At 63.5% G+C, this 23,736-nt stretch carries 26 protein-coding genes and 2 pseudogenes; 13 read left to right on the plus strand and 15 right to left on the minus strand.

All coding sequences use genetic code 11. The features are described from left to right. The first annotated feature begins 102 nt into the window (after positions 1 to 102). Both EYZ64_RS16025 and EYZ64_RS16030 read left to right on the plus strand, forming a co-directional pair. Positions 103 to 492, plus strand: coding sequence for a BlaI/MecI/CopY family transcriptional regulator (locus EYZ64_RS16025; RefSeq protein ID WP_135454656.1), 390 nt, complete (start codon positions 103 to 105; stop codon positions 490 to 492). Next, entirely contained in the window at positions 489 to 1,427 is a 939-nt protein-coding gene (locus EYZ64_RS16030; RefSeq protein ID WP_135454658.1) for a M56 family metallopeptidase, read from the plus strand. Before EYZ64_RS16025 ends, EYZ64_RS16030 begins: the two co-directional genes overlap by 4 nt. A gap of 2 nt (positions 1,428 to 1,429) precedes the next feature. Here EYZ64_RS16030 and EYZ64_RS16035 read toward each other — a convergent pair whose 3' ends face one another. Together EYZ64_RS16035 and ripB are read right to left on the minus strand one after the other, a co-directional pair. Further along, the gene (locus EYZ64_RS16035; protein WP_286174970.1) at positions 1,430 to 1,828 is read right to left on the minus strand and encodes a hypothetical protein; all 399 of its coding nucleotides are present in this window, start codon (positions 1,826 to 1,828) and stop codon (positions 1,430 to 1,432) included. Positions 1,829 to 1,870: 42 nt separating this feature from the next. Beyond that, a complete protein-coding gene (gene ripB, locus EYZ64_RS16040; RefSeq protein WP_286174971.1) occupies positions 1,871 to 2,515 on the minus strand; it encodes an NlpC/P60 family peptidoglycan endopeptidase RipB in 645 nt (214 codons plus the stop codon). A 371-nt stretch (positions 2,516 to 2,886) separates the two neighbouring features. Here ripB and EYZ64_RS16045 point away from each other — a divergent pair, with 371 nt between their 5' ends. Together EYZ64_RS16045 and EYZ64_RS16050 are read left to right on the plus strand one after the other, a co-directional pair. Further along, positions 2,887 to 3,276: a hypothetical protein gene (locus EYZ64_RS16045; protein ID WP_135454662.1), complete on the plus strand. Its 390-nt coding sequence runs from the start codon at positions 2,887 to 2,889 to the stop codon at positions 3,274 to 3,276. A 91-nt stretch (positions 3,277 to 3,367) separates the two neighbouring features. Then, positions 3,368 to 3,967 (plus strand): hypothetical protein, encoded by a 600-nt coding sequence (locus EYZ64_RS16050; RefSeq protein WP_167857852.1) that lies wholly within the window; start codon positions 3,368 to 3,370, stop codon positions 3,965 to 3,967. Positions 3,968 to 3,994: 27 nt separating this feature from the next. Here EYZ64_RS16050 and EYZ64_RS16055 read toward each other — a convergent pair whose 3' ends face one another. Genes EYZ64_RS16055 through EYZ64_RS16065 form a run of 3 tightly spaced genes read right to left on the minus strand, consistent with a single transcriptional unit; the run spans position 3,995 to position 7,248 of the window. Beyond that, positions 3,995 to 5,113, minus strand: coding sequence for an Rv3169 family protein (locus EYZ64_RS16055; protein ID WP_135454667.1), 1,119 nt, complete (start codon positions 5,111 to 5,113; stop codon positions 3,995 to 3,997). A 15-nt stretch (positions 5,114 to 5,128) separates the two neighbouring features. After that, positions 5,129 to 6,223, minus strand: a complete 1,095-nt coding sequence (locus tag EYZ64_RS16060; RefSeq protein ID WP_135454669.1) for a phosphotransferase — start codon at positions 6,221 to 6,223, stop codon at positions 5,129 to 5,131. Continuing rightward, entirely contained in the window at positions 6,220 to 7,248 is a 1,029-nt protein-coding gene (locus EYZ64_RS16065) for an NADP-dependent oxidoreductase (protein ID WP_135454671.1), read from the minus strand. Before EYZ64_RS16065 ends, EYZ64_RS16060 begins: the two co-directional genes overlap by 4 nt. 122 nt (positions 7,249 to 7,370) lie before the next feature. On the opposite strand from EYZ64_RS16065, the gene EYZ64_RS16070 reads away from it, so the two are divergent. The 3 genes and pseudogenes from EYZ64_RS16070 to EYZ64_RS16075 all read left to right on the plus strand — a co-directional run bounded on the left by EYZ64_RS16070 (position 7,371) and on the right by EYZ64_RS16075 (position 8,578). Continuing rightward, on the plus strand, positions 7,371 to 8,051 hold the full coding sequence (locus EYZ64_RS16070; protein ID WP_135454672.1) for a TetR family transcriptional regulator: 681 nt from the start codon (positions 7,371 to 7,373) through the stop codon (positions 8,049 to 8,051). Positions 8,052 to 8,089: 38 nt separating this feature from the next. Continuing rightward, positions 8,090 to 8,179: pseudogene (locus tag EYZ64_RS32435) on the plus strand (phytanoyl-CoA dioxygenase family protein); the annotation flags it as partial. Between the two features lie 36 nt (positions 8,180 to 8,215). After that, positions 8,216 to 8,578, plus strand: coding sequence for a metallopeptidase family protein (locus EYZ64_RS16075; RefSeq protein ID WP_135454674.1), 363 nt, complete (start codon positions 8,216 to 8,218; stop codon positions 8,576 to 8,578). Between the two features lie 4 nt (positions 8,579 to 8,582). Here EYZ64_RS16075 and EYZ64_RS16080 read toward each other — a convergent pair whose 3' ends face one another. Then, positions 8,583 to 9,668: an SDR family oxidoreductase gene (locus EYZ64_RS16080; RefSeq protein ID WP_135454676.1), complete on the minus strand. Its 1,086-nt coding sequence runs from the start codon at positions 9,666 to 9,668 to the stop codon at positions 8,583 to 8,585. A 156-nt stretch (positions 9,669 to 9,824) separates the two neighbouring features. Here EYZ64_RS16080 and EYZ64_RS16085 point away from each other — a divergent pair, with 156 nt between their 5' ends. Further along, the gene (locus EYZ64_RS16085) at positions 9,825 to 10,211 is read left to right on the plus strand and encodes a hypothetical protein (RefSeq protein WP_135454678.1); all 387 of its coding nucleotides are present in this window, start codon (positions 9,825 to 9,827) and stop codon (positions 10,209 to 10,211) included. Between the two features lie 27 nt (positions 10,212 to 10,238). On the opposite strand, the gene EYZ64_RS16090 is transcribed toward EYZ64_RS16085, so the two are convergent. Next, positions 10,239 to 10,814 carry a TetR/AcrR family transcriptional regulator gene (locus EYZ64_RS16090; RefSeq protein WP_135454680.1) on the minus strand — a complete coding sequence of 192 codons (576 nt, stop codon included), beginning with the start codon at positions 10,812 to 10,814 and terminating at the stop codon, positions 10,239 to 10,241. A gap of 45 nt (positions 10,815 to 10,859) precedes the next feature. On the opposite strand from EYZ64_RS16090, the gene EYZ64_RS16095 reads away from it, so the two are divergent. The 3 genes from EYZ64_RS16095 to EYZ64_RS32445 all read left to right on the plus strand — a co-directional run bounded on the left by EYZ64_RS16095 (position 10,860) and on the right by EYZ64_RS32445 (position 12,733). Then, entirely contained in the window at positions 10,860 to 11,714 is an 855-nt protein-coding gene (locus EYZ64_RS16095) for a phytanoyl-CoA dioxygenase family protein (RefSeq protein WP_135454682.1), read from the plus strand. Positions 11,715 to 11,937: 223 nt separating this feature from the next. Continuing rightward, a complete protein-coding gene (locus EYZ64_RS32440) occupies positions 11,938 to 12,477 on the plus strand; it encodes a DUF5994 family protein (protein ID WP_135454684.1) in 540 nt (179 codons plus the stop codon). Positions 12,478 to 12,529: 52 nt separating this feature from the next. Further along, a complete protein-coding gene (locus EYZ64_RS32445) occupies positions 12,530 to 12,733 on the plus strand; it encodes a hypothetical protein (protein WP_135454686.1) in 204 nt (67 codons plus the stop codon). A gap of 168 nt (positions 12,734 to 12,901) precedes the next feature. Here EYZ64_RS32445 and EYZ64_RS16110 read toward each other — a convergent pair whose 3' ends face one another. The 4 genes from EYZ64_RS16110 to EYZ64_RS16125 form a co-directional block, all read right to left on the minus strand. Further along, positions 12,902 to 13,447, minus strand: a complete 546-nt coding sequence (locus EYZ64_RS16110) for a DUF5994 family protein (protein WP_167857853.1) — start codon at positions 13,445 to 13,447, stop codon at positions 12,902 to 12,904. 136 nt (positions 13,448 to 13,583) lie between these two features. After that, a complete protein-coding gene (locus EYZ64_RS16115; protein ID WP_135454688.1) occupies positions 13,584 to 14,756 on the minus strand; it encodes a carboxylate-amine ligase in 1,173 nt (390 codons plus the stop codon). A gap of 187 nt (positions 14,757 to 14,943) precedes the next feature. After that, on the minus strand, positions 14,944 to 15,348 hold the full coding sequence (locus EYZ64_RS16120; RefSeq protein ID WP_135454690.1) for a hypothetical protein: 405 nt from the start codon (positions 15,346 to 15,348) through the stop codon (positions 14,944 to 14,946). 165 nt (positions 15,349 to 15,513) lie between these two features. Continuing rightward, positions 15,514 to 15,693, minus strand: coding sequence for a DUF6131 family protein (locus EYZ64_RS16125; RefSeq protein WP_135454692.1), 180 nt, complete (start codon positions 15,691 to 15,693; stop codon positions 15,514 to 15,516). Positions 15,694 to 16,203: 510 nt separating this feature from the next. On the opposite strand from EYZ64_RS16125, the gene EYZ64_RS16130 reads away from it, so the two are divergent. Then, on the plus strand, positions 16,204 to 16,977 hold the full coding sequence (locus EYZ64_RS16130) for a TetR/AcrR family transcriptional regulator C-terminal domain-containing protein (RefSeq protein WP_135454694.1): 774 nt from the start codon (positions 16,204 to 16,206) through the stop codon (positions 16,975 to 16,977). A gap of 129 nt (positions 16,978 to 17,106) precedes the next feature. Here the strand turns inward: EYZ64_RS16130 and EYZ64_RS16135 are convergent, their stop codons facing one another. Continuing rightward, entirely contained in the window at positions 17,107 to 17,901 is a 795-nt protein-coding gene (locus EYZ64_RS16135; RefSeq protein ID WP_135454697.1) for an LLM class flavin-dependent oxidoreductase, read from the minus strand. A gap of 244 nt (positions 17,902 to 18,145) precedes the next feature. Here EYZ64_RS16135 and EYZ64_RS16140 point away from each other — a divergent pair, with 244 nt between their 5' ends. Next, positions 18,146 to 18,718 carry a phage baseplate assembly protein V gene (locus EYZ64_RS16140; RefSeq protein WP_135454699.1) on the plus strand — a complete coding sequence of 191 codons (573 nt, stop codon included), beginning with the start codon at positions 18,146 to 18,148 and terminating at the stop codon, positions 18,716 to 18,718. A 20-nt stretch (positions 18,719 to 18,738) separates the two neighbouring features. Here EYZ64_RS16140 and EYZ64_RS16145 read toward each other — a convergent pair whose 3' ends face one another. The 3 genes and pseudogenes from EYZ64_RS16145 to EYZ64_RS16160 form a co-directional block, all read right to left on the minus strand. Continuing rightward, complete coding sequence (locus EYZ64_RS16145) at positions 18,739 to 19,005, minus strand: hypothetical protein (protein WP_409544905.1); 267 nt, start codon at positions 19,003 to 19,005, stop codon at positions 18,739 to 18,741. 1,148 nt (positions 19,006 to 20,153) lie between these two features. Beyond that, the gene (locus EYZ64_RS16155; protein WP_135454702.1) at positions 20,154 to 22,001 is read right to left on the minus strand and encodes a serine/threonine-protein kinase; all 1,848 of its coding nucleotides are present in this window, start codon (positions 21,999 to 22,001) and stop codon (positions 20,154 to 20,156) included. A 73-nt stretch (positions 22,002 to 22,074) separates the two neighbouring features. Further along, positions 22,075 to 22,473, minus strand: a pseudogene (locus EYZ64_RS16160) (alpha/beta fold hydrolase); the annotation flags it as partial. Positions 22,474 to 23,736: the final 1,263 nt, after the last annotated feature.

The raw sequence follows: 23,736 nt of genomic DNA on the forward strand, positions 1-23,736 counted from the left end.
GTACTACGTACTAGCCTAAGTAGTAGATACGGAGCTCACGTCGAGGCGCATCACGAGCCTCGACGCGAGGTACGCTCAGTTCACCGATCGTGGAGGGGTGCAGTGCGCGTACGAGGGTTCGGCGAACTCGAAGCCGACATCATGGATCGCATCTGGAATCGCGGTGACGCCGCGGTCACGGTCCGCGAGGTCTTCGACGAGCTCGCCGAGGAGCGCCGGATCGCCTACACCACAGTGATGTCGACGATGGACAACCTGCACACAAAGGGTTGGCTGGAGCGCGACCGCGACGGGCGTGCCTATCGGTACTGGCCGACGTTGAACCGCGAGCAGCACTCGGCTCAGTTGATGCGTGCGGCACTCGACGGCGGTGGCCGTTCCGATTTGGTGCTCGGCTACTTCATCGAGCAGATCGACCCGGAGGATTCCGATCGATTGCGTGCCGCGCTACGTTCATTGGCGCGCCGCTCCGCCAGGGCGAAGAAGCGGTGAACGTCGCCGCGGGCCTGCTGATCTACAGCGTGGCGGTGGTGCTGCTGGCACCGATGCTGCTCAGCGCCCTCACCCGCGGCGGTTCAGCCCCGAGATTCGGTGTGGCGGCGTGGTTGACCGCCATCGCGAGCGTATTGGCGACCTGGATCTTGATTCCGATACTGGTCATCGGCGACGTGGTGTTCCACGGAGGCCAGCGCAGATCTCTGTTGGCGTCCTGTGTGGAGTTGCTCTGCGATATCGCGGCCGGCCGCGCCGGCATCGTGGCGCAGGCGACGGTGGTCGTCGTCGCCGTTGCGCTGATCGTGGCGGTTGGTGGTTTCGGGATGCAGGCGCTACGGACCATTCGGCGGCTGCGCGCCCATGCCCATAGTCACGCTCAAGCTGTTCGGCTCGTGGGACGTCCGGCAGGCCCGCGTGATGTCTTCATCGTCGACGCCGGCGAGCGCACCGCGTACTGTGTGGCCGGCGCGCCGCCCGCGATCGTGGTCACCACCGGGGCAATTGCCGCGCTCGGCAGCGATGAGCTGGCTGCCGTGCTCGCCCATGAGCGAGCGCACCTGGATGGGCATCATCTGAAGATCGTGACGGCGCTGCGCGGGTTGGCGATGGTGTTCCCAAGGGTGAAGCTGATGACCCGAGGCGCGCTTGATGTCGCTCGGCTGTTGGAGATGTGCGCAGACGATGCCGCGGCGCGCCGCTTTGGGGAGCACACCCTGCTGACCGGACTGATGGCTCTCGCCGGAGCCACACCTGCCCAGGCACTCGGGGCCGCCGATGTGGCGTTGCTGAACCGCGCTGAACGTCTTGCGCTGCCACCCGCACCGTGGACCCGGCTCGGTTCGCGTGCGGGTCTTTTCGGGGCGATGACGGTGATCGCACTCGCCCCGATCGCAACGTTCGCGCTGGGGGCATCGGGCCAGTTCTGTCGCTGACGTCAGTGCTCGCGCTCGAACACAACGAGCGTGTCCGCCAGGTGGCCGTCGACGAAATACGCCCGGCAGGTGAAGGGATCCGAAATCGTACTGCCGGCCTCGGTCTGGGCGTCGACCGTTCCTGACACGTTCCATACGGTGATACGTGAGTGCTCGACGCCCTTCAGCGGCTCGTCGGTGGTCAGCGGGAACAAGTCCCGACTGTCGGGCTCGAGGTCACTGAGCTTCGACTCCACGTCGGTGAGCTGTGCGGTCGCGGGCGTCACCAGCTTGCCGCGCACGTCGGTCTCGCAACGATCCTGAGCCTCGCGACCCGCCGCGTCCACGAGACCAAAGCCATGTGTTCTCACGGCGACCACAGCGACGACGCCCAAAATGAGTGCACGCGCCAGTAGCCACAACGGGACTCGTCGACCGGTCATGCTCACCTGGCGATTATCGCGTCAGTATTCAATGATGCGGGTGACATTGGGTGTCATCCCCGATTTGCGGACCGGCGAGATCTTGACCGGGACACCTGTCTGCTGGGCCTCGATCATTTGACCGTTGCCGAGGTAGAGCGCCTCGTGTTGTCCGCCGCCGGGTCCCCAGAACAGGAGGTCGCCCCGCTTGGCCTGTGACGGCGCGAGTTGGCGTCCCGCGGTGTATTGATCACCCGAATAGCGGGGGAGCAGCACACCCACGCCGGCGAACGCGTAACGGGTCAGTCCGGAGCAGTCGAACCCGACGGTGCCGGCTCCAGAATCGACCCCTCGGCTGGGCCCGGTCAAGCTGCCGCCTCCCCAGGAATAGGGCACTCCGAGTTGGGTACCGGCCCTCCGGATGACGTACTCGACAGCCTGTCTGCCGTACACACGGTTGCCGCGGAGTACGGGAGCCGCCGCACCGGTGTCAGCCGGTGCGAGTCCCAGGCTCCCCAAGAATTTTCGCCCCATGTCAAAGGTTGTCTGCGCCGCAAAAGCGCTTGCCTGTAACGACGCATTGGCGATGGCCACCGGATCGCCGGGCGCACCCGCGCTGAGCAGATTGGGCAGGGTGGGATCCCACTGGCCGGCGTTGGGATCTGCATATGCGAGCGGCGCTCTCATCACAACCAGCGATGCTGCGGTTAAAACCCCTGTACGCAAGAGCTTTCGACGTTCCCAGGCAGAACGATCTGCGCGCGGAATGGAAGGCATGGCCCCGCAGTTCCTTTCCGCCCTGGATCAGGCGTGGCTGACCTGGTATCGGACCATTCAATAACTACGTAGTAACTACGTACGTACGTACTCTACATCACAATAATCACGTGAGTCCCACTCGCAACAAAATTGCACTTCTGTAATTCCTTGTAGAGGTTGCGGTTTGGTATCGAGCCCGGCGACGGCCGGGTCCCCGAATGGCGTAGTCGACTACGCGGTACGCCGCGGTTTCGGCCAATCAGAATTGGAGAGGAGGCGACACCATTCAAGGGGGAGCGATGAATCCCGATCTATTGCCCGAAGACTTGCGGGATGATCGCCGGCTGCGTGCCGAGGAAGCCGACTACCCGATCAGGCAGGTCAATCCCGTCACCGGATACCGCACCGTGCTGTACCGATCTGGTACCGACGTGGATTTCCTCGGCTGGATCGAACTGGTGAATGAGGACCGCACTGCGGGCTACATCTACATCCGGCGGCCTGTGCAAAGCTGCTACCTGGGGCTCGATCGCTACGTGGTGATGGATGTGGTCCCCGAGTTGCTGGAATCGCTGATGCGGATCTTGCAGAGTGGGGAGCCGCTTGAGCTCAAGTTCTTTCACGGGGCGGCCGAACTCGAGCCGGCCGCGTTCCTGATGCACCGGGGCCAGGTGGACAGTCCCCGATGACCGGGTGCCCCAGAACAGGTAGCGGATTACTCATGGCACCTGCACCGCCGCTCCATACGCTTGTGGACATCGGGATGCAGAAGGGACGCCGGTGATGATCGTCTTGACGGATACCGTCCAAACCTGGGGCCATACGGCCACCGTTCACTACTCGCACGCGCCGCGCTCCGTCGTCGCTCAATCGAACCTTGCGTTGCACATGGAGTTCAACGTAGATCTTCCGCCCAAACCGATTTTCCGGAGCTTCGGGTTCTTTCGTACTGCCGTTGTCGGTGGATCAGCCGTCACCGTGAACGGACCGTCTCTTGTCGCGGTCGGCGTGACCGAGCTGCATTTCGACCTCATGACGGACAACGGCGCATCGGTGTCGGTCGTCAATCAGTTCGATACCAGCGGGACCTTCTCCGGCCCGCCACTTCCGGCCGTCAGTGTCCGGCGAATCTCGTTTCACCGCCCGGTGAACGGAACAACTGCGTACGCGCACACGACCAAGGTCTATTCCGGTGGGCGCGACATCAGCGAGCACGAAGCTGTCGAGACCGCAACGGCGACACTGAAATCGCTCGGTCTCGACCCAGCCGAGCTGATCATGAAAGTAACGACAGATGCCGATGTTGTGTCTCGGTTGCAGCGGCTCGACCCCGCGACGAATGAACTGGTCGACGAGGTGACCGATCCGCGAATCAGCTAGCGAAGTTCCGCGACGACAGAACGTGCCTCAGGATCGGTGGCCGTCCAGGAATCCGGTGAGCCCGGATGGCGCGTGCGGGCCGATGGCGATCTGCTCGACGACGCCGATTCCGGTGCGCTCGCCCATCGTTGCTTTGACGACGTTCTGTAGGTGGATCGAAGCGAAGTCGGTCGGGTCGAACTCGTCGAGACGGATGGATTCCCGGCCGATTTCGAGTTGTCCGTGGTTGGAACCGTGTCCCCAGTGCGGATGCCAATAGCCGATGCCGCGCATCCGGAAGGTGAACAGCTTCTCCACCTCGATATGCGTCTCGCCCTCGACGGGATCGGTGAACCACAGGTGCGCCCACCGGATTTCGCGTCGCCCCGGCTCCCAGTCGAGTTCGTAGCCGATGTCGTAGCACTCCCGCACACCGACCCGACTGCACGGTGAAGCCCCCGCCGGCAGCGGATCCAGGATCTGCGCGGTCTCCAACCATCGGCGCCCGTCCTCGTGCTCGTGGAAGGCGTAGTGGGTGAAGCGATCTTCGAAATGCAGTGGTGCCCAAAGCCAGAACACCTGGAACGGCATCGGTTGCCGGAGCACCGGCACCTGCTCGCCGACCGGCCGAACTCCCCAGGAACGGTCCCGGGTCCCGGGCACCGAACCCGCGTTGACGGCGGTGTCCTCACCGTCGACGCTGATCGTCCCCTCCCAGGTACCCCATTGGGTCAGGCGGGTGTGGTCGGTCAGGATGATGCCTTCGGCGGTTCGGCGCGTTTGTCGTGGTTCCTCGATAGCGACCGTGGTGGCGCGGAACGTCAGGTCACAGGCGATGTTGTGTTCATTCGAGTCGACGATGTACCGGATGGTCCGCAGCGGTTCGGCCACCTCGATGCGGAACGGGCCGACGGTTGCCGACCTGTCCAGCGGCATGGCCCCGGAGGCGAAGATCGAGTGTTCCACGCCGTCTTTGACCAGACTGAACGCCGCGTCGATGACCCCACGAACCGGATAGTGTCCCATCGCCGCACCGAAGTAGAACTCGCCGTCGCGCTGATGACCGTTGAACCAGTAGCGGTCGTAGTGGTTGGGGTCGGCGCTTGCCGGCGTCGCGACCGGCTCGGCCGAGGAATGGATGGGGAAGTCGTCAAACGGTGTGAGCATCGGTCCTGTTTCTGTTCAGTTGCCCAGCAGGGAGAACGCGTCGAGGTCGGTGATCGCGGTGGCCGACCGTTCGGCCATGACCGTGAACATCCGGTCGCCGCGCTCGGAGGGCTGGCCTACCAGCGCACCGAGCACCGTGACGAAAGGCCCCTGGAACTGCGCGTAACGATAATCGTCCCAGCAACTTTCGAGGCTGTATCCGGTGACGCCGAGTTCGACCAACCGTCGGTGGTAGGCCTCGATGATCGAACGCTCGCCGGCGCGGCGGTCGGGTACTGACAGCCCCGGTGCGACGAGCAGCGCGACATCCCGCAGGGGTAGGCCGGTCGACATGACCTGCCAGTCCACCGCCACCACGGGATCGGTGGCACCCGCCTTGGCGAACAGCAGGTTGTCCAGGCGATAGTCACCATGCAGCAGCGCGAACGGTTCTCGGCGTCCGGCCGCCCAGGACATGAACTCGTCGGAATACCGCTGCAGTACCGTGGCGGTCTCGGGCTGCAGGGTGTACCGCTGCAGGAACTGGTCGGTGGCGTTGGCCAGCAGCTCGGCTGCGAACTCGGGCATTGCCGTCAGGTCGGGGATCAGCCAGTCCAGCTCGCGCACCGCGGGGTCATTCCAGGTGGAGGCGTGCAATCCGGCGGCGTTGACCGCCGCGGCCAGGGCTTCATCCACTGTGCAGCCGGCGATCTGATCACCCTGCTCGGCCGGGGCCAGATCTTCCAACAACAGCGTGAAGCCGTTGGCCTCCGCGTCGGAGGCTACGTAGTAGCAGCGGGGGAGCCGCGCACCGACCCGGTGTGCGTAGTCGCGGTAGAAGCTGGTTTCACAGCTATAGCTGAGCGTGCCGGCTGCCCGGCTGTTGGCGTCGGTAGCCGGCAGCTTGATGATCAGCCGGTCGGGCCCGGTCCCGTCGGAGTAGTCGATGAGCAGTCTTGAGCAGGAACCCATCTGACCGGTCCCAACGCGTTCCGAGGTCACCTGCCGCACGGTCGCAGCGATGCCGGACGAGTTCAGTGCCGCGGTGAGCCAGTGCGTGTCGACCTCGTCGGCAGTATCGACAACTCCCGGTGCAGGTACCGCGCTCCGGTCGGGATCCGTCGTCGTCACGCTTGGCCCGGTTCGTTGATCTTCACCAGCATCTTGCCGATGTTGGCGCCGTTGAACAGGCCGTTGAGGGCCTCGACGCTGGATTCCAGCCCCTCGTAAACGGTTTCGCGGTGCACCAGCAGCCCCGCTTGTTCCCAACCCTGCAGCGCGGCGAACGCCTCATCGAAGCGCGCCCACTCTTCGAGTGCGATGAAGCCCTGCATCGTCGAGGCCGTGGCGAGCAGGTTCACGTAGTTGGACGGCCCGGGGTGATCGCCGTTGAGATAGCTGGAGATGAGGCCGCACATCACCACGCGCGCCTTGTGCGCAAGGTTGGCCAGCACCGCATTGAGAACATCCCCGCCCACATTGTCGAAGTAGACGTTGATCCCGTTGGGGCACGCTTCCTTCAGCGCGGCAGTCAGGTTGCCGGCCTTGTAGTCGACGCAGGCGTCGAAGCCGAAATCCTCGACCACGACCCGGCATTTCTCCGGGCCTCCGGCGATACCGACCACCCGAGCACCGGCGATCTTGGCGATCTGGCCGGCCACCGACCCGGTGGCACCCGCGGCCGCCGAAACGACGACGGTCTCGCCCGCCTGCGGATTGCCGACACCCTTCATGCCGAAGTAGGCCGTCGCGCCGGTCGGCCCGTAGATCGACATCACGGCCAGCGGATCGGTGTATCCGACCACCAGCGTGCTGAACAGGTCATCGCGGATGATCGCGTAATCCTGCAGTCCGGTCAGGGTGGTGACGAGATCACCGACTTTGTAGGCATCACAACGTGATTCGACGACCTCGCCGATACCTGCCACCCGTACGACCTCGCCCAGCTCGAGGGGTGGAAGATAGCCGGGCTCGCCGTCCAGCCACGTGCGAGCGGCGGCGTCGATGCCGACATAGGTGGTGCGCAGCAGCGCCTCGCCCTCCGCGGGTACTGGAGCGGGCACCGTCACCATCTCGGTGTCATCGGGAGACACCAGGCCATTGGGGCGGCGGCGCAACAGGACCTGACGGTTCTGGCGGTGCGCGGCGTCAGTCATGTTGCTGCTCATTTCTGTGACAGATCAAGGTGGTCGACTGAATTTTCATATTGATTCTTAGAACTCATATGGATTAACGTCAACCCCCAGATCGAGAGTGTCCCGCCTGGTAGGAGGATTCCGTGACCTCCAACGACCTAACGCCGCGGCGTGGCCGGCCGCCTCGAATCGACCAGAGTGCCATCGTGGCGGCGGTGTTGGAGATCGGTAGCGAGAACGTCACCATGCGCCGGGTCGCCGAGCATCTGGGCATCAGCCTTCCCGGGCTGTACCACCACGTGAAGAACCAGGACGATCTGCTGCGCCTCGCCGCCGAGCGCGCACTCGTCATGTCACCGCCGCCGCGGTACGCCGGCGAGCACTGGGCAACCTGGATGCGCAGTTACGCGTCCTACATCCGGACTGTGCTGGCGTCGGAGCCGGCATTGGTGGAGAAGTTCGTCACGGGCGGGGTGCGCGACGAAATGGAGATGGAATGCAACGGCGATGCGGTCGAGGCGCTCGCCGGGCACGGACTGGCGCCCGACGACGCGATGGCCGTGTGGGCGGCGGTGAGCGCGATGGCGATCGGCAGTGTCACCGAGGCGCATCGCGAACACCTTCATGCCGAAAGCGGACAGCCGTGGCTGGCCCGGATCTTCAAACTTCTCGCCAAGCGTCCCGCCACCGACTATCCGACATTGCGTGCCGTCGCCCAGTCCGGTTATGACCCGTTCAGCGAAGCCACCTTCCAACAGCGAATGACCATGTTGCTCAACGGCATTGCAGTGCAATATGGACTACCGTCGGAGCCCGCGGGCTAGCTACCAGGCATCCGGCGGACCGGCCCGTCGTCGAGCATCTGGGTTACAGCATCCAGCCGCCGTTCATCGGCCAGGTCGACGGCATGTACCCCAACCGACTGCCCGAACCGGGAGCCCAGCCCGTCTGATGTGATGGTTGCCGCGATTCTGGCACCATTGGAGAGATGGACGCGGATTCGAGACTGGGTCTCAATGACCTGTTCGATGAGGCGATCAACGCCGCGCTGAGGTCGCTTCCGGCCGATCTGCGTGCGGCAATCAGCAACGTCGAGATCGTCGTCGAGGACGAGCCTCCCGACGGCCAGCCGCTGCTCGGCCTGTACCGCGGCGTACCGCTGTCACAAAGGACCAGCACCTACAGCGGAGCGCTCCCCGACAAGATCAGCATCTTCACGGGGCCGATCACGCGACTCGCCGCCGGCGACGCGGATCGTCTACGCCTCGAGATCAGGCACGTCGTGCTCCATGAGATCGCACATCACTTCGGGATCAGCGACAAACGACTGATCGAGATCGATCGCTACTGATGTGTCACTGGCCGCCGGGCATCCGGCGCACCAGTCCGTCGTCGAGCATCTGCTGGAAATGATCGGTGACGGTCTGCTCGGCCGGCCGATAGGCCAGTCCCAGCTCGTTGCGGCTACGACTGTTGTCGAATGCCAACGGGTATCCGATGTTGCGATCGACGAACTTTCGCGTCAGCCCGGCTGCCGGAGCGATGGCTTTCACGAGCACCTTGGGTGCGGTCATCCTCGGGAACGGGTAGAACGGTCCGAAACGGCGGCGCAGCACCTTGCCGATCTCCAGGAGGCTCAGCGAGTCGGCGTTGACGATGTAGCGGTCGTGGGCCTCCGGGGTGAACCCGGCGCGCAGGTGGGCATCGGCGACGTCACGCACGTCCACCACGCCCATGGTCAACGCGGGAGCACCGGCGAGCAGGGTGCCATCGGTGAACTGTTTCATCGTGCTCAGGCTGGCCGAGTCGCTGGCGTTGGTCAGGGAAGGACCCAGCACCAGGCCCGGGTGGATGGTGACCATGTCCCAGCGGTCCTGCGCCTTTTGATACCGCCAGGCCTCCTGCTCCGCCACGGTCTTGGAATAGGGGTACGGCTGGTGGTCGACACTGCTGGTGGTGTTCCAGTGTTCGTCGGTGAAGACACCTCCGGGCACGTCCCGTGTCTCACGGGCATCTCCGTAGATCGCGACCACGCTGCTGGTCAGCACCACGCGTTTGACGCTCTCCGTGCGGTTGACCGCGTCCAGCACGTTGCGGGTGCCCTCGAGCGCCGGGCGGATCAGCGCTTCCTGGGCATCCTTGTAGCCAGAGAGCAGGAACGGCGACGCGGTGTGCATGACGAGCTCACACCCGTCCATCGCCTCGTCGAAGCTACCGGGCTCAAGCAAGTCGGCCTTGAACAGCTTCAACCGGCCGGGATGGTCAGCCGAAAGCTTGTGTAGGTGCTCGAGTCCGGACGTCTTCTGCGGGTTGCGCACTGTGCCGTGCACCGTGTGGCCGGCCTCCAGGAGATACCGGACGATCCAGCTGCCGATGTAACCACTGGCGCCTGTCACGAGCACCGGTGCGTCCGGGTCGATCGGGGTCCGGGGTGCGCTCATGGGGGTTCCTTCCGTTCGGACATCCGGGCGGTGTGCGGGCTCAGCGCCGCGGCGCCATTGATCAAGTTTGCCCTTCGGCGAGCACAGGGTGACAACAGTGCTCAATGTTGCTGGTTATCGGCCACTGTGCGGCCGATGTGGGGCACAGTTGCCAGTATGAGTAGCCAGAAGGTACCGAAACCGAGCGACCTCAAATCGGCCGCTCAAGCCGCGGTCGGCACGGCCCAGTCCGCCGTGGAAGCCGCACAGGCGGTGGCGAGCGGTGCGCTGCGTATTCCGCCGGCGTCGGCTCAACTCGCCGCGCAGTTGCCCGATTTGCTGGAGAACCTCGCCGTCGCGACCGAACGGCTCAACACCACGATCGATCGGACCGAACGGTATATGGCCATGGCCGACCCGATGTTCCGTACGGTGGACCGCCTCCTGCCGCAACTCGAATCGTTGATCAACACGGGCAACGACGTCTTCCGGATGTTGACCAACATCCCGGGCATCTCCACCCTGAACCGCTTTACCGGACGCGGTCAGGACGACCGGAGCTGACGCGGTTGGTAATGCAGTCCCGTCGGGCTACGTGATGCCGAGGACGGCGGCGGTGAAGCGCCAAAGTGTTTGTGTGGCTTGGTCGGGGTTCGGTGTCGGGGTGACACGGAGTTGTTGTGCGATGCCGTGGCGCAGGCCGCCGATGACATAGGCACCAGCGCTGTCGGCATCCAGATCTGTTGGCAGTTCACCGAGTTGCTGTCCGTGGCGGATGTTGGTGGCGGCGTTGTCGATGAGGTCGTGAATATAGGCGGCTTCGAGTTCGGTGAGCTGTGGGTCGCTGGCGGTGCGGTTGAGAAGAATCGGCGCCAGCGGGTCGGCGAGGTGGTAGGCGACGAAGCGATGGGTGCGGTCGCGTTCGCGAGTGGCCCAGTCGCCGGTGGGGAGGTGGGCGTCGGCGATGGCGTGGCGCAGTCCGTCGTAGAAGCCGTCGTAGATCGCCGTCAGGAGACCACTCTTCGATCCGAAGTGGTGATAGAGGGCGCCGGTGCTGAGCCCGGCGCGGCGCGTCAGTCCGCTGAGCTCGATGACACCGTTTTCCTGGACGAGTTCGTCGCGGGCGGCATCGAGTAGTTGTTGACGTCCGATTGGGGCCCGTGCCATAGTCCGAAGAATAACAGAAGTCAGTTATGTCTCGGTGAGGGCGATATGAGCACTGAAGTGACCTCGTTGACGGAGTTGGCCGGCGACCTGGCCGGCACCTATCGGCGCACCCGCAGCAGCGGTGAGCAGGTCGACCATGCGGTGGCCGAGGCGGATCTGGCGGCGGTCCTGCGCGACGGCTACGTGATCCTGCCTGATCTGCTCACTACTGCCGAACTCGACGCGATTCGGGAGTCTGTGGGGCCGCTGTTGGATCGGCGGGGCCGCAACGGGTTCGAAGGCCACGCCACCCAGCGGGTGTACAGCGTGTTGAACAAGACCCGCAGCTGTGACCGGATCGCCGATCATCCACGCGTGCTGGCACTGCTGGACCGGCTATTCATGCCGAACTACCTGTTGTCGATGTTGCAGGTCATCAGGATCCTGCCGGGGGAGCAGGCACAGATGTTGCACACCGACGACAGCTTCTATCCGCTGCCCCGACCGCGAAAAGCCTTGGGCGCGGCCACCATCTGGGCGATCGATGATTTCACAGCCGACAACGGTGCGACCGACATCGTCGCGGGCAGCCATGAGTGGGGTGATCGGCAGCCCGAGCCCGCCGAACGCGAACCGGTGGTGATGAGCGCCGGGTCGTGCGTCTTCTTTCTCGGGACGCTGTGGCACGGCGGCGGTGCCAACCGATCCGCGAACGCACGCCTGGCGCTGACGGCGCAGTATTGCGAGCCGTGGTTGCGCCCGCAGGAGGCATTCACCTTGTCCATGACCCGCGACACCGTGCGGGCGGTGTCCGAGGACATCCGGCGCATGCTGGGCTACAGCATCCACCCGCCGTTCATCGGCCAGGTCGATGGCATGCACCCCAAGCGGCTACTCGAACCAGGCGCCCCGTCGGTCTGATGTGGCCACCAAACTTGTTCGATCACTTTATGATCCACGCGTTTTCGCTGCGGGCATCGATAGATGCCAATGCACCGGGCTGAACGCGGTCATGGCTGTCGCTTTTTTGTGTGACTGCGAGTATCGTTAAACGTGTTGGTGTTCCGTCATACGGATTGCCCATCCGGGTTTGGAGCACCGATTCAATAGGCCGCTTGGCTCGGCCATAGATGGGAGCGTCCACATGACGCTACAAGCGGCTGAGAATTCGGACCGGGTGCAAGGCCCGTCCCGTACTCCAAGATTGCGGTTGAAACCGAAGGCGCCACGCAATGGGTTTGTCGATGGGGCGTGGTGGCCTCGCGGCGATGACCTCAGCGCTGAACTTCCCGACCTACTAGCGGTGCTGTCCGTCAGGCTGGGACACGTCGAACGGGTACTCTACCGATTGTCTGACTGGCGGCCCGCGCCCCGAAAGCTCGACACCGGTGGCGTTCCAGTCAAGCTGGACGGATATGAGCGCCAACCGATTTCAACAATCAGTCTGCTAGGCCCTGGATTCCGTCGACTCGATTTGCTGGTCATAGCTGTGCACGCGGACGCCTCCGATGCGCACGCGACGATGATGAGGGCTGCGCATCCCAGCGACGAGACCCGTGTGGACCGCCTTCTCGGGATCGAACCGCGCGTCCGGATCAGCTTGGACCGGGCCAGCGTTGCCCAGCAGCGCTGGGAATCAGAGACATCAAACCACGCAGCGCGTTCCCGGATGCCCATCCGGTGACGGCTTCTGAAGAACAAGACGCTGGCGATATCGTCAGGGATCGGATTTGACCATGACTGTACAAGTAACCCGCAACGACGGCGTCACTGATGAGTTTGCACGCTTCGGCGATCGCTATGTCAAACACAACGACGGGTCATTAGAAGTTATCCGAGCCGAAACTATGCCGGCCGCGACCTATCCGGTGGGCGGCTGGACTGAGGTGGCCGGAGACGAAAAGCGAAAGCCCCACAGGCTATTTCATCACCGCTCATAGTTCGACTACTGCCAGGCGAGCCTTGAGTCAGGTTCGAGATTCGCTCGCTCCTTTGACCGACCCTGATCCTAGTCAGAGTTCGACCACCAAACCTGATGCGTCACAACACATCCATCGCCGGAGGCAATTTGCCATCCGGTGAATGCCGGCCCCTGGGAAGTTTCGGTGTCAGCCGCGTAGCTGCGCTAACTCTGGGGAAACCGTAGTTCCACCTTCTGATTCCCAGCGTTCTTGAGCAGTGGAAGCTTGGGTGCGTCTGTCCCGGTCTCGTTGGCTGATCATGAGCAATCCGTCGACGGTCGCGGCATTGTGGGGTTGCGCCGCGGTCATCATGGTGCGGTGTGCGTCGTTGGCGTCGGTGTGAGGCGGGATCACCAGTAGCGTGAGCCGGTCACCGTCGAGCCCGAGAACTTCAACGGTGTTGATCGGCTGTCGCCGATACCCATCCAGGCGTACCGCCCGCCCTCCGGTGATGAGCTTTCGTGGCGCGTTCGCCCATGCGCTCAGGTGATACAGCACCCGGTCGATGCGGCCCAGGCGCACCGAGAGCACGGCCAGCAGGTCTGGCAGCTCTGCGCTGAGGTCATCTGTGTGCGGCCACCACGCCCCGTCGACATAGCCACTTTGTGGTGCTTTGGGCTTTAACCGTAGGCGCGGCGTACGCGCCGGCACGGTGGAGTTCTGATCATTTCTGCGTGTCTGCTGTGGCGTCATGGAGACGCTCCCGTCTGGACCGCGTGGCGCGGCCCTGTCCTTCAAATCAGCGATGACACACTCGAAATGGTTGCGTGTACGAAGTACCGCCGATAGTTGTGATCCTACGCTGATCCAGTCTGAATGCAGGTCGCGGTCAAGCGATCGTTGGGAAAGGCGAGCCGAGACTCTCACCACTGTCAGTCGTGTCATGCCGTGTTGCCCACGCACCTTGGGCACGGGGCGCGATGTCTGCCGTCTCAGCGATGAGGTGATCCACGACGTCGAACAGGCTGTTGCTCATGCGCATGACGCGACGCTGCCGGGCCGCCGAGCTGCCGTCTGCCAGCGCCTGGCGCGCCAACTCCTCAACGGCTTGCCAATCTCCGGATGCCTCCAGCTGTGGGCGGAGCATCTGGACCAAGTCGGTAACCACATCGCCCGCGGGGCGACTCGCCGGATGTATCAAGTCCACGAGGTCGCCTTCCAGCCCTGACCGGGCAGCTCGCCACAGCGCGGCGCGGCCGAGCGGGGGGACCACTGTGGCGGCAGGCACCCCGGCGCGTAGTCCCTCGATTTCGCGTTCGACGAGCGCGCGGAAAAGCGCCGCGATGAGCACGATGGTGTCGGCACGTGGGCAGCTATCGCATACGCGCAGCTCCAAGGTAGGAGTTCGCAGGGCGGGGCGAACGTCAAAATACGACATCCCCGCATCGGTGATCACTCCGGTCGCAACGAGATTGGAGATCAACGTGTCGTACTCCGCGGCTGACGTGGCCGGAGGCGCCAATCCAGTGGTGGGCCATCGTTGCCATACCAGTGTGCGGACACTGCTGTAGCCGGTATCAGATCCGTCGGACCAGAATGGCGAACTCGCGCTCAGCGCAAGCAGAGTGGGAACATAGGCGGCCACCCGGCCGGCCACCAGGACAGACTCGTCACGGTCGTCGATTCCAACGTGTATCTGGGTCCCACAGATCAGTTGTTCGCGTGCCAACAGCTGATAGTCGGCAAGCATCTGCTGATAACGGGAAGTCTGGGTCACCTGCATCTCGCTGGGCACCGACAACGGAACCGCGCCTGCGGCAACCACTCCCAACCCGAGAGTGGCGGCGGTATCGACGAGGACTCGGCGCCGCGCTGTCAGATCAGCCCGGAGGTCCGGAAGAGTACTGACCACACTGCCGTTCGCCTCCACGACACAGCTCTGCAATTCGGCCACATAACCGTCAGGCAACAGGTGCAGCACCTCTGGTGCCCGCGTTGCCAGCCGTCTGGTCGAGAGGTCGACAAGGTGGAACTCTTCCTCTATGCCGACGGTCCGGGGCATCGCCGCTCCTGCCTACGCAACGGAAATGACGCTGAAGACATCCCATGGGATAGCCGTTGCGCGCGCCGATAAACCAATATCGGGCCGGGGCTGGCGGCAGGCTCAGACCCAGGGATCAGCCAGTCGTTGCGCGGCCAAGGTTCGGAGTTCGACGTTTGTTTCAAGCGAGGCCTTGGGCTTGAGACTGTCAATTGTCTTGGCGTTTCTTGCTGTCGGCATTCATATGCGCGTGCGATGCCTGGGGGACGGTATCCATCGTGTCCGCCCGGTCCCACTGGGTCGTTGAGCTGCTGAGGGGAGTTCGGTGCCTCGTTGCGCTGGAGACCGTCCCGCCGTGACAGACCTCGTGCTGGGGCCGCCCAGACGATGGCTTCGGACTGCGCGGAGCGTTACGGGCGGCGGTGGCCTCGTCAGCCCACCCCTCGCGCTGTCGAAATTGCGGTGGGCCCTGTTTGACGGACTGGTCGATGTTGTCGGGCGTCGCAGATTGATCTTTGTCGCGTTTGTTGCCCGCCACCCACGCGAAGACAGCGATGGGCACCATCGTCGCGAACACTACGAGGGCGACGAAAACGATACTGCTGGTAGCCATATCGGCTCCTTGGGATTAGTGAAACGTGTGTTCTGCACGCAGCGTGACGGTTTGGCCGAGGGCATCTCGCCTGACCAGTCTCGAAGTGGGCATGCCCTCGACTGTTGGGGGCGGGGGCAATCACGGCCTTCGGCTCAATGTCGTCGGCCATGACCCACGGGTCGGTCAGTAGTAGTGACGCCGGCCGCCGATGGCGTGACCCGTCCGGCCCATCAGCATCATGAGCAGGCCGACGACCAGCAGGATGACCCCGATCACCAGGACAACGTGGGCGAAAGCGAATGTGGGGACGAGGCCGGGGAGGAGGAGCCCCAGAACAATCATGATGATTCCGAGGATGATCATGGCCTTTACCTAGTTTCGGTGTAGATGTTTGGGAGAACGTTCTCCGGGGTCAGTGTTCAAACGCGTCTTGACCTTTGCCCTTGCAAATTTTGCAATTCCTGTGACCTGGCCGGCGTGCCCTTCAACGCGCAGGGGGTGTTGCCGGTCATGCGTCCAGAGAATTTCTTCGCGAGGAGCGGTGTGCCCGTCGGCCCCGTGATGTCGTCGCCGAAAGCGGAGAGATTCGCGGTCGATAGGTGAGTAGGCCCCGCGTTGGTCAGCGCCCCGGTGGACCCCGCGAACACCGGAGCAAGCAGAACAACCATCCAACGATGACGGTCATGGCGGCGCCTCTACTGATGCTTAGAAGTCCAGTACACGCCCGATCCACGGGGTTGTCAACAGCGTATATCTACGTCATAGATCTATGCTGTCGACAGGTTGAGATCCATGCTTTCCCGATTGCTATGTCTACGGCGTAGTCCTACAGTGGATGTCAACACTGGAGACATACCGGAAGGTGGCAGTTCCATGGCCCAACCGCCAGCGGGTCCATCAGGTCCCGCGCCCGCCGCTCGGAATATCGAGGCAGACGGTGAGAGCAGGCCGATCACCCGCGCAGCGGTCCTGGCCAGCGCCCTGGAGATTATCGACCGCGACGGCATCGACAAGCTCTCGATGCGGCGGCTCGGCGAGGCGGTCGGGCGTGACCCGATGGCTCTCTATCGGCATGTGCCCAACAAGGCTGCAGTGCTCGACGGGGTCGTCGAGATGGTCTTCGAGCAGCTTCCGCTGGACACCACAACGCCGGATTGGGCCGCTGCATTACGCAAGCTCGGCCACGAGTTCCGCGATCTGGCGCGCGCGCACCCCAATGTGGTGCCGTTGTTGGTCACCCGCCCGCTGGCTACACCGCTCGGGATGCGGCCGCCAGGAATCCTGCGGCACCTCGAAGCGGTCCTCACCCTGCTCATCGGTGCCGGGTTCACCGGAGCGGATGCGCTGCACGTCTACCGGGCGTTATTCGGGTTCCTGTACGGGCACGTACTTACCGAACTGCAGGAAATCGTCGAGCGCCCCGAGGAAACCGACCACGTCCTGCGGCTAGGACTGCACCGACTTCCGATCGACCAGTTTCGGCACCTTCGTGAGCTTGCGCCAACCTGGGCCTCCTACGACGGACTGGCCGAACTAGACCGCGGACTCGACATTCTGCTCAGCGGACTTGCCGCTCGACTCACCGTCCCCGGCGCAGCCCCCGCGCCTACCCCTGAGCCTCCGCAGAACGACCACGGGCGGACGTGACTCGATGCCGCACTTTGATCGTTCCAAACTGACCCTCGTCCTGTGCGAATAGGTATGACCCACAGGCTTTTTACGGACTTGGTAAGACGACGATGGCAATAGCAGAGGTCGGGGATATGCCCGCTTCTGTCAGACAGGAACCCCACGGTCGATGACCCGCAGCACCTGATCTGGGCGATGCCCGGGCCAAAAGGCGTGCATCGCCCAGGTTGCACCCGCGGTGGCGAACCTGTCCAAGTCGTCACCTGGGCGAACCGCGACGGCGATGTCGAAGCCTTCACGGCCGCCACGCGCGTGCTCGATTGCGTCGGCGACACGGCCGATGGCGTCCGCGTCTGCTCCGAGCGGAAACACGCCGTCGTATCGAGCAGCGCGATCGATCGGTTTACCTGTGGTGCGTGCGGTGCCGAACCACAGCGGGATGCGCGGCTGCTGAACCGGTCCTGGAATCGCTTCCACACCTTCGACGATCATCGCCCTGCGGTGAGTCACCGTGTCGCCTGCCCACAACGCCGTCAGCGCCGCGGTGCCGTCGTCGAGCACATCGCTAAGCCGACGTGGATCAGCATCCTCGCCAAACGCCGAATACTCCCGCGCGATGTCGCCACCAGTGCCCAAGCCCACTATCAGGCGTCCACGGCTAAGCCGGTCGAGGGTTACCGTCTCGCGTGCGAGCTTGAGCACACGCCGCCGTGGTAACGGAGTCACCATAGGGCCCAACCGGATTCGATCAGTCACCGTCGCTGCAGCGGCGAGCATGACCCACGGATCCGCAATCTCCCATCGCCCCTCGACCGGGCTCAACACGTGATCCCACACGAACAGACCGTCCCAGCCGCTCTGTTCGGCAGCTGCCGCGATCTCCGTAAGGGCACACGGATCAGACAGCGCACCGAACAGCGGAACATAAATCGCATGACGCACCGATCCACCGTAACCGTGGATGACCGGAACTCAGGACAGTGCGGAGCCAGAATTGGTGACTACAGCCGGCGCTAAGCGACTTGACGAAACACATGCGACAAATGCCGGGGGAGAACGGTCAGGGTGACGTTTCGACGCTCGTAGAGGCGGCGCTCAAGCTGGAAAGAAACCAAATTGTCGTTTCCTCCATCGAATTCGGGCAAGACGCGGCCCCGTCGGCACTGCTCGCGTGATCATCGATCACATGACAAACAACCGGGTGTTCGGGGTCTACCGCGGCCTCGTAGCTGAGAACGTCGATCCGGAACTGGCCGGACGGGTCAAGGTCACCTTGCCCGCCGATGCCGGCGGGCAGGCGCTGTGGGCGCCAATCGCGCAGCTCGGCGTGAGTTTCGCGCAGGAGGCGCCGGCCGTGGGAACGGAGGTGCTTGTCGCGCTCGAGGCGGGCGATCCCAATCGTCCCTGTGTGATCGGTCGATTGTGGCGAGAACCGCCGATGCCTGCCGTCCAGACCTTGACGCTGCGCAGTGGGCATCAGGTGGTGATCGACGAGCCCGCGCAGGAAGTGCGGTTGCTTCACCCCAACGGCACCGAGCTCGTCCTGGAATCCAATGGCGGCCTGACGATTACCGCGCCGGTGGTCAACGTCCAAGCAGCAGCGGCCAATTTCAGCGGTACGGTCACCTGCACGACGTTGGTCGCGACCAACGGCGTGATATCACCGTCCTACACGCCCGGCGTCGGCAACATCATGTGGCCCAAGGCCAGCCGCCTACGCACGAATGCCGTTGCGGTAGAAGCAGATATGTCACGGTGACGAATTGATGGCATGGAGCTCTACGGGAAGGGGATCGGGGGAATGGCTGAAGGTAGCGGGATCTCGGGGATATCGGCAGGCAACTCGATATGCGGCACGTCGGCCGGAAGTTGCTCACGCGGGATCGCATTCGGCATCTCTACGTTGGGCACGGCGCTCGGCAACGGAATCGGCGGAATGTCGCTGGGCAACGGCACGGGTGGAATGTTGGGCGGAACAGGCAGTGTCGTCACCGAGTCGTTGGATGCGACCGACTGACTCGACTCGACACTGCAGCCCACGGTCATTGCCAAGACGAGCGCGATCGGCACGTACAGCGCGCTGCACTGGTGTATCCGTCGCGCCTCCGTGGGCATCTGGCCGACTCCTCGTCAAGTAGAGGGCCACGACGTTATCACCGGCGCTCTACCGGCAGCTTCTGTCTCGCACCGCAGCCGCAGCGATCACACAGTTCAGTAGTCGCACCTGAAATCAACATGAATTTGCTATGCATTGTCTATGTGGACGTTTATGCGTCACATATGAATTCCTCGCATTATATTCAACCGCGACTAAACTCAAGAGAAAGGCGGAGCGCAGGAATAGGCGTGCACTTCACGAAAGCTGGAAAGGGAATTACATTGTCGAGCGGCAGGATCGTAGGGAGCGTCGTCGTTGCCTCAGCTGCGGCTGCATTGGGATTGGGCTTATCCGCTCCGGCACTGGCAGCGCCGACAGGTCAGACATCGGCGCAAGCGACAATCAGTGAGCTAGAGGCACAGGGATTCCGAGTGATCCTCAACAAGGTCGGTAACGCACCCATGGACCAGTGCACGGTGACCGCTGTGCGGCAGGGCACTGACGTCAAGCATTCCTGGGTGCAGCGGGGCCCGACTGGCAGGGTGAATAATCTCGTGCGCTATACAACGGCGTATGTCGACCTCATGTGCAATCGCTGAGTATCCCGCGGCGGGGAATTGACAAATCAAGAGGTTCAGCAGACCTGTATTCGCATTGAATTGCAGACGCGTGGACATTGCCACAGCGTCGAACATATGGAACCGCGGTGTTTTCTGTCAGAAGTGCCCTGGGAACGCAGGTCAGCGCGAATTTGGTCGCGCCATCCATCAATCACCGTGTTGAATACGGCCTCGTCAGCCTGCAGTAGGCGAAATATCCTCGCGACGGCAGTATGTGAGGAACGAACCCCCGGCAGTTCCCCAGGCATGGCGAAGACCAGTGGACGCACGGTTCGAGCCGTCGACCGCGGACGAATCGTCATTCTGGGGTAACCCCTGCCAACACAAGGCTATTCGTCGTGGCGACGTAATAGGCGACCCTCGAAGGTGTGATCGCGCAGGTGGCCCGTCGCCCAACCCCGAGGAACGCGAGAGGCCGATCAACGTCATCAGCACGATATGGGCGGCGTCGGCCAACGGAGCCACGCAGCCGCGCACTAATCGCCTGGGGCCCGCAGCATGACCTCTGAGATATTGGTGCGGCTCTGCCCGTCGAGGGTGCCCAACTTCGAAATCCACACCAGCACATTGGAGGTTTCCGTCTGATTATCGACGGTGATGGTGTTTTGCCCGGGTTGTAACGCCACTGTCGGCGTCAGCTCGGTTGTGTCGGACAGGCTGTTCGGATGGGCACTGTCGGCCGCACGAATCTGGACCTCTGTTCCGGTGCTGGGCACGTCGATCGTGACCTCGCTCAATGCGGTCGGCGAGGGGAGCTGAAGTAGCAGGCCGACGCCTTCTTTGAAGGCGGGAAACGGCGCAGCATCTTGGTAGATGTCGGTGGGCCACGACGTGTCCGGGTTGCCGTCGATGGCCAGACCCGCCTGATCCGGATGGTCTGGTGAGCCGCCGGGGGAGAACACCGTCGCTGTCTCGGGCGTCACGATCGGCCCCGGTGCGCTGTGCGACGACGAGCCCAAACCGCGAATGAGAAGGACGGACATGGCAACGATCATCGCGATCACGGCCAGAACCAAGACGATGCGTACGGGACGAGACGTCAAAGCACGGCGGCGCTTACCTGACCTCACTTCGAACGAGGTGCGCCGGCGGCGTCCGCGAGTCCCGGCCGAATGATTGACCACCGAGTCGGCGAAGAGCGTTCGGTCATCCCAGGGGCCGCTGACCTCCACCACATCCCCGTCGGAGAGTTCGCCCGTAATGGAGTTGCCGCGTAGCTCGACCGGCACGACGGTGTGCGCTTCACCGGTCGACTCGTATCGCTCCACGCGGAAGGTCCAGACCTCCTCGTCGCTGTCAGGTCCGGACGGTTGCTTCTGCACCCCCTGGGCAGTGCCCAGGATCGTGAGCATGGCCAACCGCTTGGTCTCCGGTGAGCTACTCCGCTCGCGGTCGTCGGGGATCTCCAGCGGGGCGGTGTGCCCACCCGCATCAGTGGGAGTCGGCTCGGAATCCCGTTCCGGCACCGGTTCGGGTGCGGTCGACACATCCGTACTCCCGCCCAGCGCCCGGGCGAAGTCCAGGCACCGCGCGTAGCGCTGGCCTGGTTGCTTCGCCAGCGCCTTCGCCATCACGGCGTCGAGATGGGCGAGGTCGCGACGACGTTCGGACAGTGGGGGCGGTGGTGCGTAGAGGTGGTTGCCGGCCAGGACGATGCGACTCGCGTCGTCGAAGAGAGGCGCGCCGGTCAACAGATGGAAGGCGGTCGCAGCCAGGGCGTACTGGTCCGCTCGGCCATCGAGCGTCTTCCCGGTGAGCTGCTCGGGCGCTACATACGCGACGGTACCGATGGCCACATCGGTCTCCGTGAGGCCACTCGCGTCATCGGCTTCCCGCGCGATGCCGAAATCGGTGAGCAGTATTCGTCGCCGAGCACTTCCCGACGGGGCGGTGACCAGGATGTTCGCCGGTTTGACGTCGCGGTGCAGCAGGTTCCGTTCGTGCGCAACGTCGAGGGCTTCGGCGACGGCCGTCACGATCTCCACCACATCCTGGTAGGGCATCCCTGACGGATACTGCTCGATCAAGTGCTTGGCGTCGGTGCCCTCGACATAGTCCATCGAGATCCACAGCCGGCCGTCGAACTCGCCACGGTCGTGCACCCCGACGATGTGCGGATGCCACAACGCCGCCGCCAACTCTGCCTCGCGGGTGAACCGGGCGCGGAACTCGTCATCGCGCGTGGTGTTCACCGAGAGGATCTTGAGTGCATCCAGACGGGGAAGGCGAGGATGCTGGGCCAGGTAGACCTCACCCATGCCACCGGCGCCGAGGAGCCGCTGAATGGTGTACCCGGCAAAGACGTCGCCGGCATTGAACGGCATGTTCGAAGCCTACAAACCAGGGCAAATCGAGCGCGAACAGGTCTTCGTCACGGCGGCGACGCGCCAAACAGCATCAGCCGAGCCCGCCCCAGAACCGGGTGAGGGCAGCCGCGCCACGAGCCGGGTCCTGCACCATCCACCAATGCCCCAGGCCGTCGAGCACCTCCGTGCGAGCACCGACCCGGGCCGCAGCACGCTGTCGAATTTCGTCGGAGCCGATGTAAGGATCATCGGTGGCGAGCGGGGAAAGGCCCGGCCGGGCCTGAGCGTTCTCCAGCGCCCGCCCGGCCTCCGCCATGGCGGGTTGGCGGGCCGAACGGTACAGCGCGAGGATCGCCCGCCCCATCTCTGGTCCTTGCTCCGCCGCAATCGACGTTGCGATGTCGATCGGTATCCCCAGCGCGAACATCTGGGCGGCGCGGTCCTCGACGGTTCCGCCCAGCATCGTGTCGACGAGTTCCTCACCCTCTCCTTGCTCATGCTCGCGGTGAATGCTGCCGCTGTGAGCCTGTCTGGCGTAGCGCTGACGAACAGTGGGCAGACAGGTACGACGAAGCCTTATTTGCGGCGATCGAGCTTTCACACCGCGAGGCTGACGGGTCGAGCATCACGCTGCTCGTCCGTCTCGACGACGTGCCCACCGGTTGGGTTGATGCTTAGTTCTCGATCCGCGAACTATCTGCGGGAGCTGCCCCGATCCGCCGGCGGTGCCCGCGGCCTCCGCCGAAGAACGCTGACGAAAGAAAAATCCGAGACCACCACTTACACCGAATACAGACAGCCCCGCAGCCTCTACAAATCTGGACTTATTGGGGGTAGTTCAGTCCCGTCCCGTGAGGCGGGATCTGAGGCCCACCACCGTGTGCGGTGACGTAGGCCATGGCTTGCTGAACTGTAGTCAATGTGGTGCGGTACCAGGGGATTTGATTGATCAACTCGTCATTGGCAGATCGCGCCATCGGGCGAGTGCGCCGCTTCTCGAGAATCGAAATGATCTGCCCACAACGTGACGCCTCGCGGGCGAGCTCAGCGAACGGGACCTGCCACAACTGGACATGCTGCCAACGAGACCTGAACTCGGCCGATTCTTGAAAGAGTCGCTGTTCGTGTTCATCCTGTGGCCCGTGGCTACCGAACCTGTCGACAATCCACGGCAAAACGATCACCAGGAAGAACAACACCGCACAAATGCCGAGGAGAAGCAGCCATTCACCTGGCGTGTTCGGGGGGTGTCTCAATCCATCCTCGCTACGGTCAATTTGCAGTCGATGGGGTGCAGCAATCGCACCGTCTCAGTGATGCCCGGGGCGGGCATACCAGTGGACTGGATGTTGGTCGGCGTCCAGCACCAGCATCGTCACCACGTTTGACGTTAGCTTACTGCTGCCCAGCCTGGACGCGAGGAACGGCAACGACGCCGCGGTCAGTCGCATCATGGATGAGGAAGGGTTGTGGCACGCAGGCTGATTCGGGCCCGAGGCCGGGTGAGGTGGCGCCAACCCCAGTGACCATTCGGAACCTGGCCTCGCGGGACCCCAGAAGCATGGCTATCGATCCCGCTGCCCAGTACGGAACTATTTGAGTAAGAAGCGTGTCCCGCAACGGAATTGGTCGATCGCAGGGCATGGGATGGAATCGTCACAGTGACAGTTTCAACTCTTGCTCGACCAGTTCGCGCGGTGGATAATTCGAACAGTTGAGCGATAGTAGCGGGGGATTGAGGCGTACGCGTCGC

Source organism: Mycobacterium sp. DL99 (assembly GCF_004762045.1).
Classification (GTDB): Bacteria; Actinomycetota; Actinomycetes; order Mycobacteriales; family Mycobacteriaceae; genus Mycobacterium.

Excerpts from the sequence above, each read along its gene's own strand:
- ripB (WP_286174971.1), bottom strand. The coding sequence starts at position 2,515 with ATGAGAGCGCCGCTCGCATATGCAGATCCCAACGCCGGCCAGTGGGAT.
- EYZ64_RS16045 (WP_135454662.1), top strand. The coding sequence starts at position 2,887 with ATGAATCCCGATCTATTGCCCGAAGACTTGCGGGATGATCGCCGGCTG.
- EYZ64_RS16080 (WP_135454676.1), bottom strand. The coding sequence starts at position 9,668 with ATGAGCGCACCCCGGACCCCGATCGACCCGGACGCACCGGTGCTCGTG.
- EYZ64_RS16095 (WP_135454682.1), top strand. The coding sequence starts at position 10,860 with ATGAGCACTGAAGTGACCTCGTTGACGGAGTTGGCCGGCGACCTGGCC.
- EYZ64_RS16110 (WP_167857853.1), bottom strand. The coding sequence starts at position 13,447 with ATGACGCCACAGCAGACACGCAGAAATGATCAGAACTCCACCGTGCCG.
- EYZ64_RS16125 (WP_135454692.1), bottom strand. The coding sequence starts at position 15,693 with ATGATCATCCTCGGAATCATCATGATTGTTCTGGGGCTCCTCCTCCCC.
- EYZ64_RS16055 (WP_135454667.1), bottom strand. The coding sequence starts at position 5,113 with ATGCTCACACCGTTTGACGACTTCCCCATCCATTCCTCGGCCGAGCCG.
- EYZ64_RS16140 (WP_135454699.1), top strand. The coding sequence starts at position 18,146 with ATGACAAACAACCGGGTGTTCGGGGTCTACCGCGGCCTCGTAGCTGAG.
- EYZ64_RS16085 (WP_135454678.1), top strand. The coding sequence starts at position 9,825 with ATGAGTAGCCAGAAGGTACCGAAACCGAGCGACCTCAAATCGGCCGCT.
- EYZ64_RS16155 (WP_135454702.1), bottom strand. The coding sequence starts at position 22,001 with ATGCCGTTCAATGCCGGCGACGTCTTTGCCGGGTACACCATTCAGCGG.
- EYZ64_RS16130 (WP_135454694.1), top strand. The coding sequence starts at position 16,204 with ATGGCCCAACCGCCAGCGGGTCCATCAGGTCCCGCGCCCGCCGCTCGG.
- EYZ64_RS32445 (WP_135454686.1), top strand. The coding sequence starts at position 12,530 with ATGACTGTACAAGTAACCCGCAACGACGGCGTCACTGATGAGTTTGCA.
- EYZ64_RS16120 (WP_135454690.1), bottom strand. The coding sequence starts at position 15,348 with ATGGCTACCAGCAGTATCGTTTTCGTCGCCCTCGTAGTGTTCGCGACG.
- EYZ64_RS16090 (WP_135454680.1), bottom strand. The coding sequence starts at position 10,814 with ATGGCACGGGCCCCAATCGGACGTCAACAACTACTCGATGCCGCCCGC.
- EYZ64_RS32440 (WP_135454684.1), top strand. The coding sequence starts at position 11,938 with ATGACGCTACAAGCGGCTGAGAATTCGGACCGGGTGCAAGGCCCGTCC.
- EYZ64_RS16075 (WP_135454674.1), top strand. The coding sequence starts at position 8,216 with ATGGACGCGGATTCGAGACTGGGTCTCAATGACCTGTTCGATGAGGCG.
- EYZ64_RS16065 (WP_135454671.1), bottom strand. The coding sequence starts at position 7,248 with ATGACTGACGCCGCGCACCGCCAGAACCGTCAGGTCCTGTTGCGCCGC.
- EYZ64_RS16115 (WP_135454688.1), bottom strand. The coding sequence starts at position 14,756 with ATGCCCCGGACCGTCGGCATAGAGGAAGAGTTCCACCTTGTCGACCTC.
- EYZ64_RS16145 (WP_409544905.1), bottom strand. The coding sequence starts at position 19,005 with ATGACCGTGGGCTGCAGTGTCGAGTCGAGTCAGTCGGTCGCATCCAAC.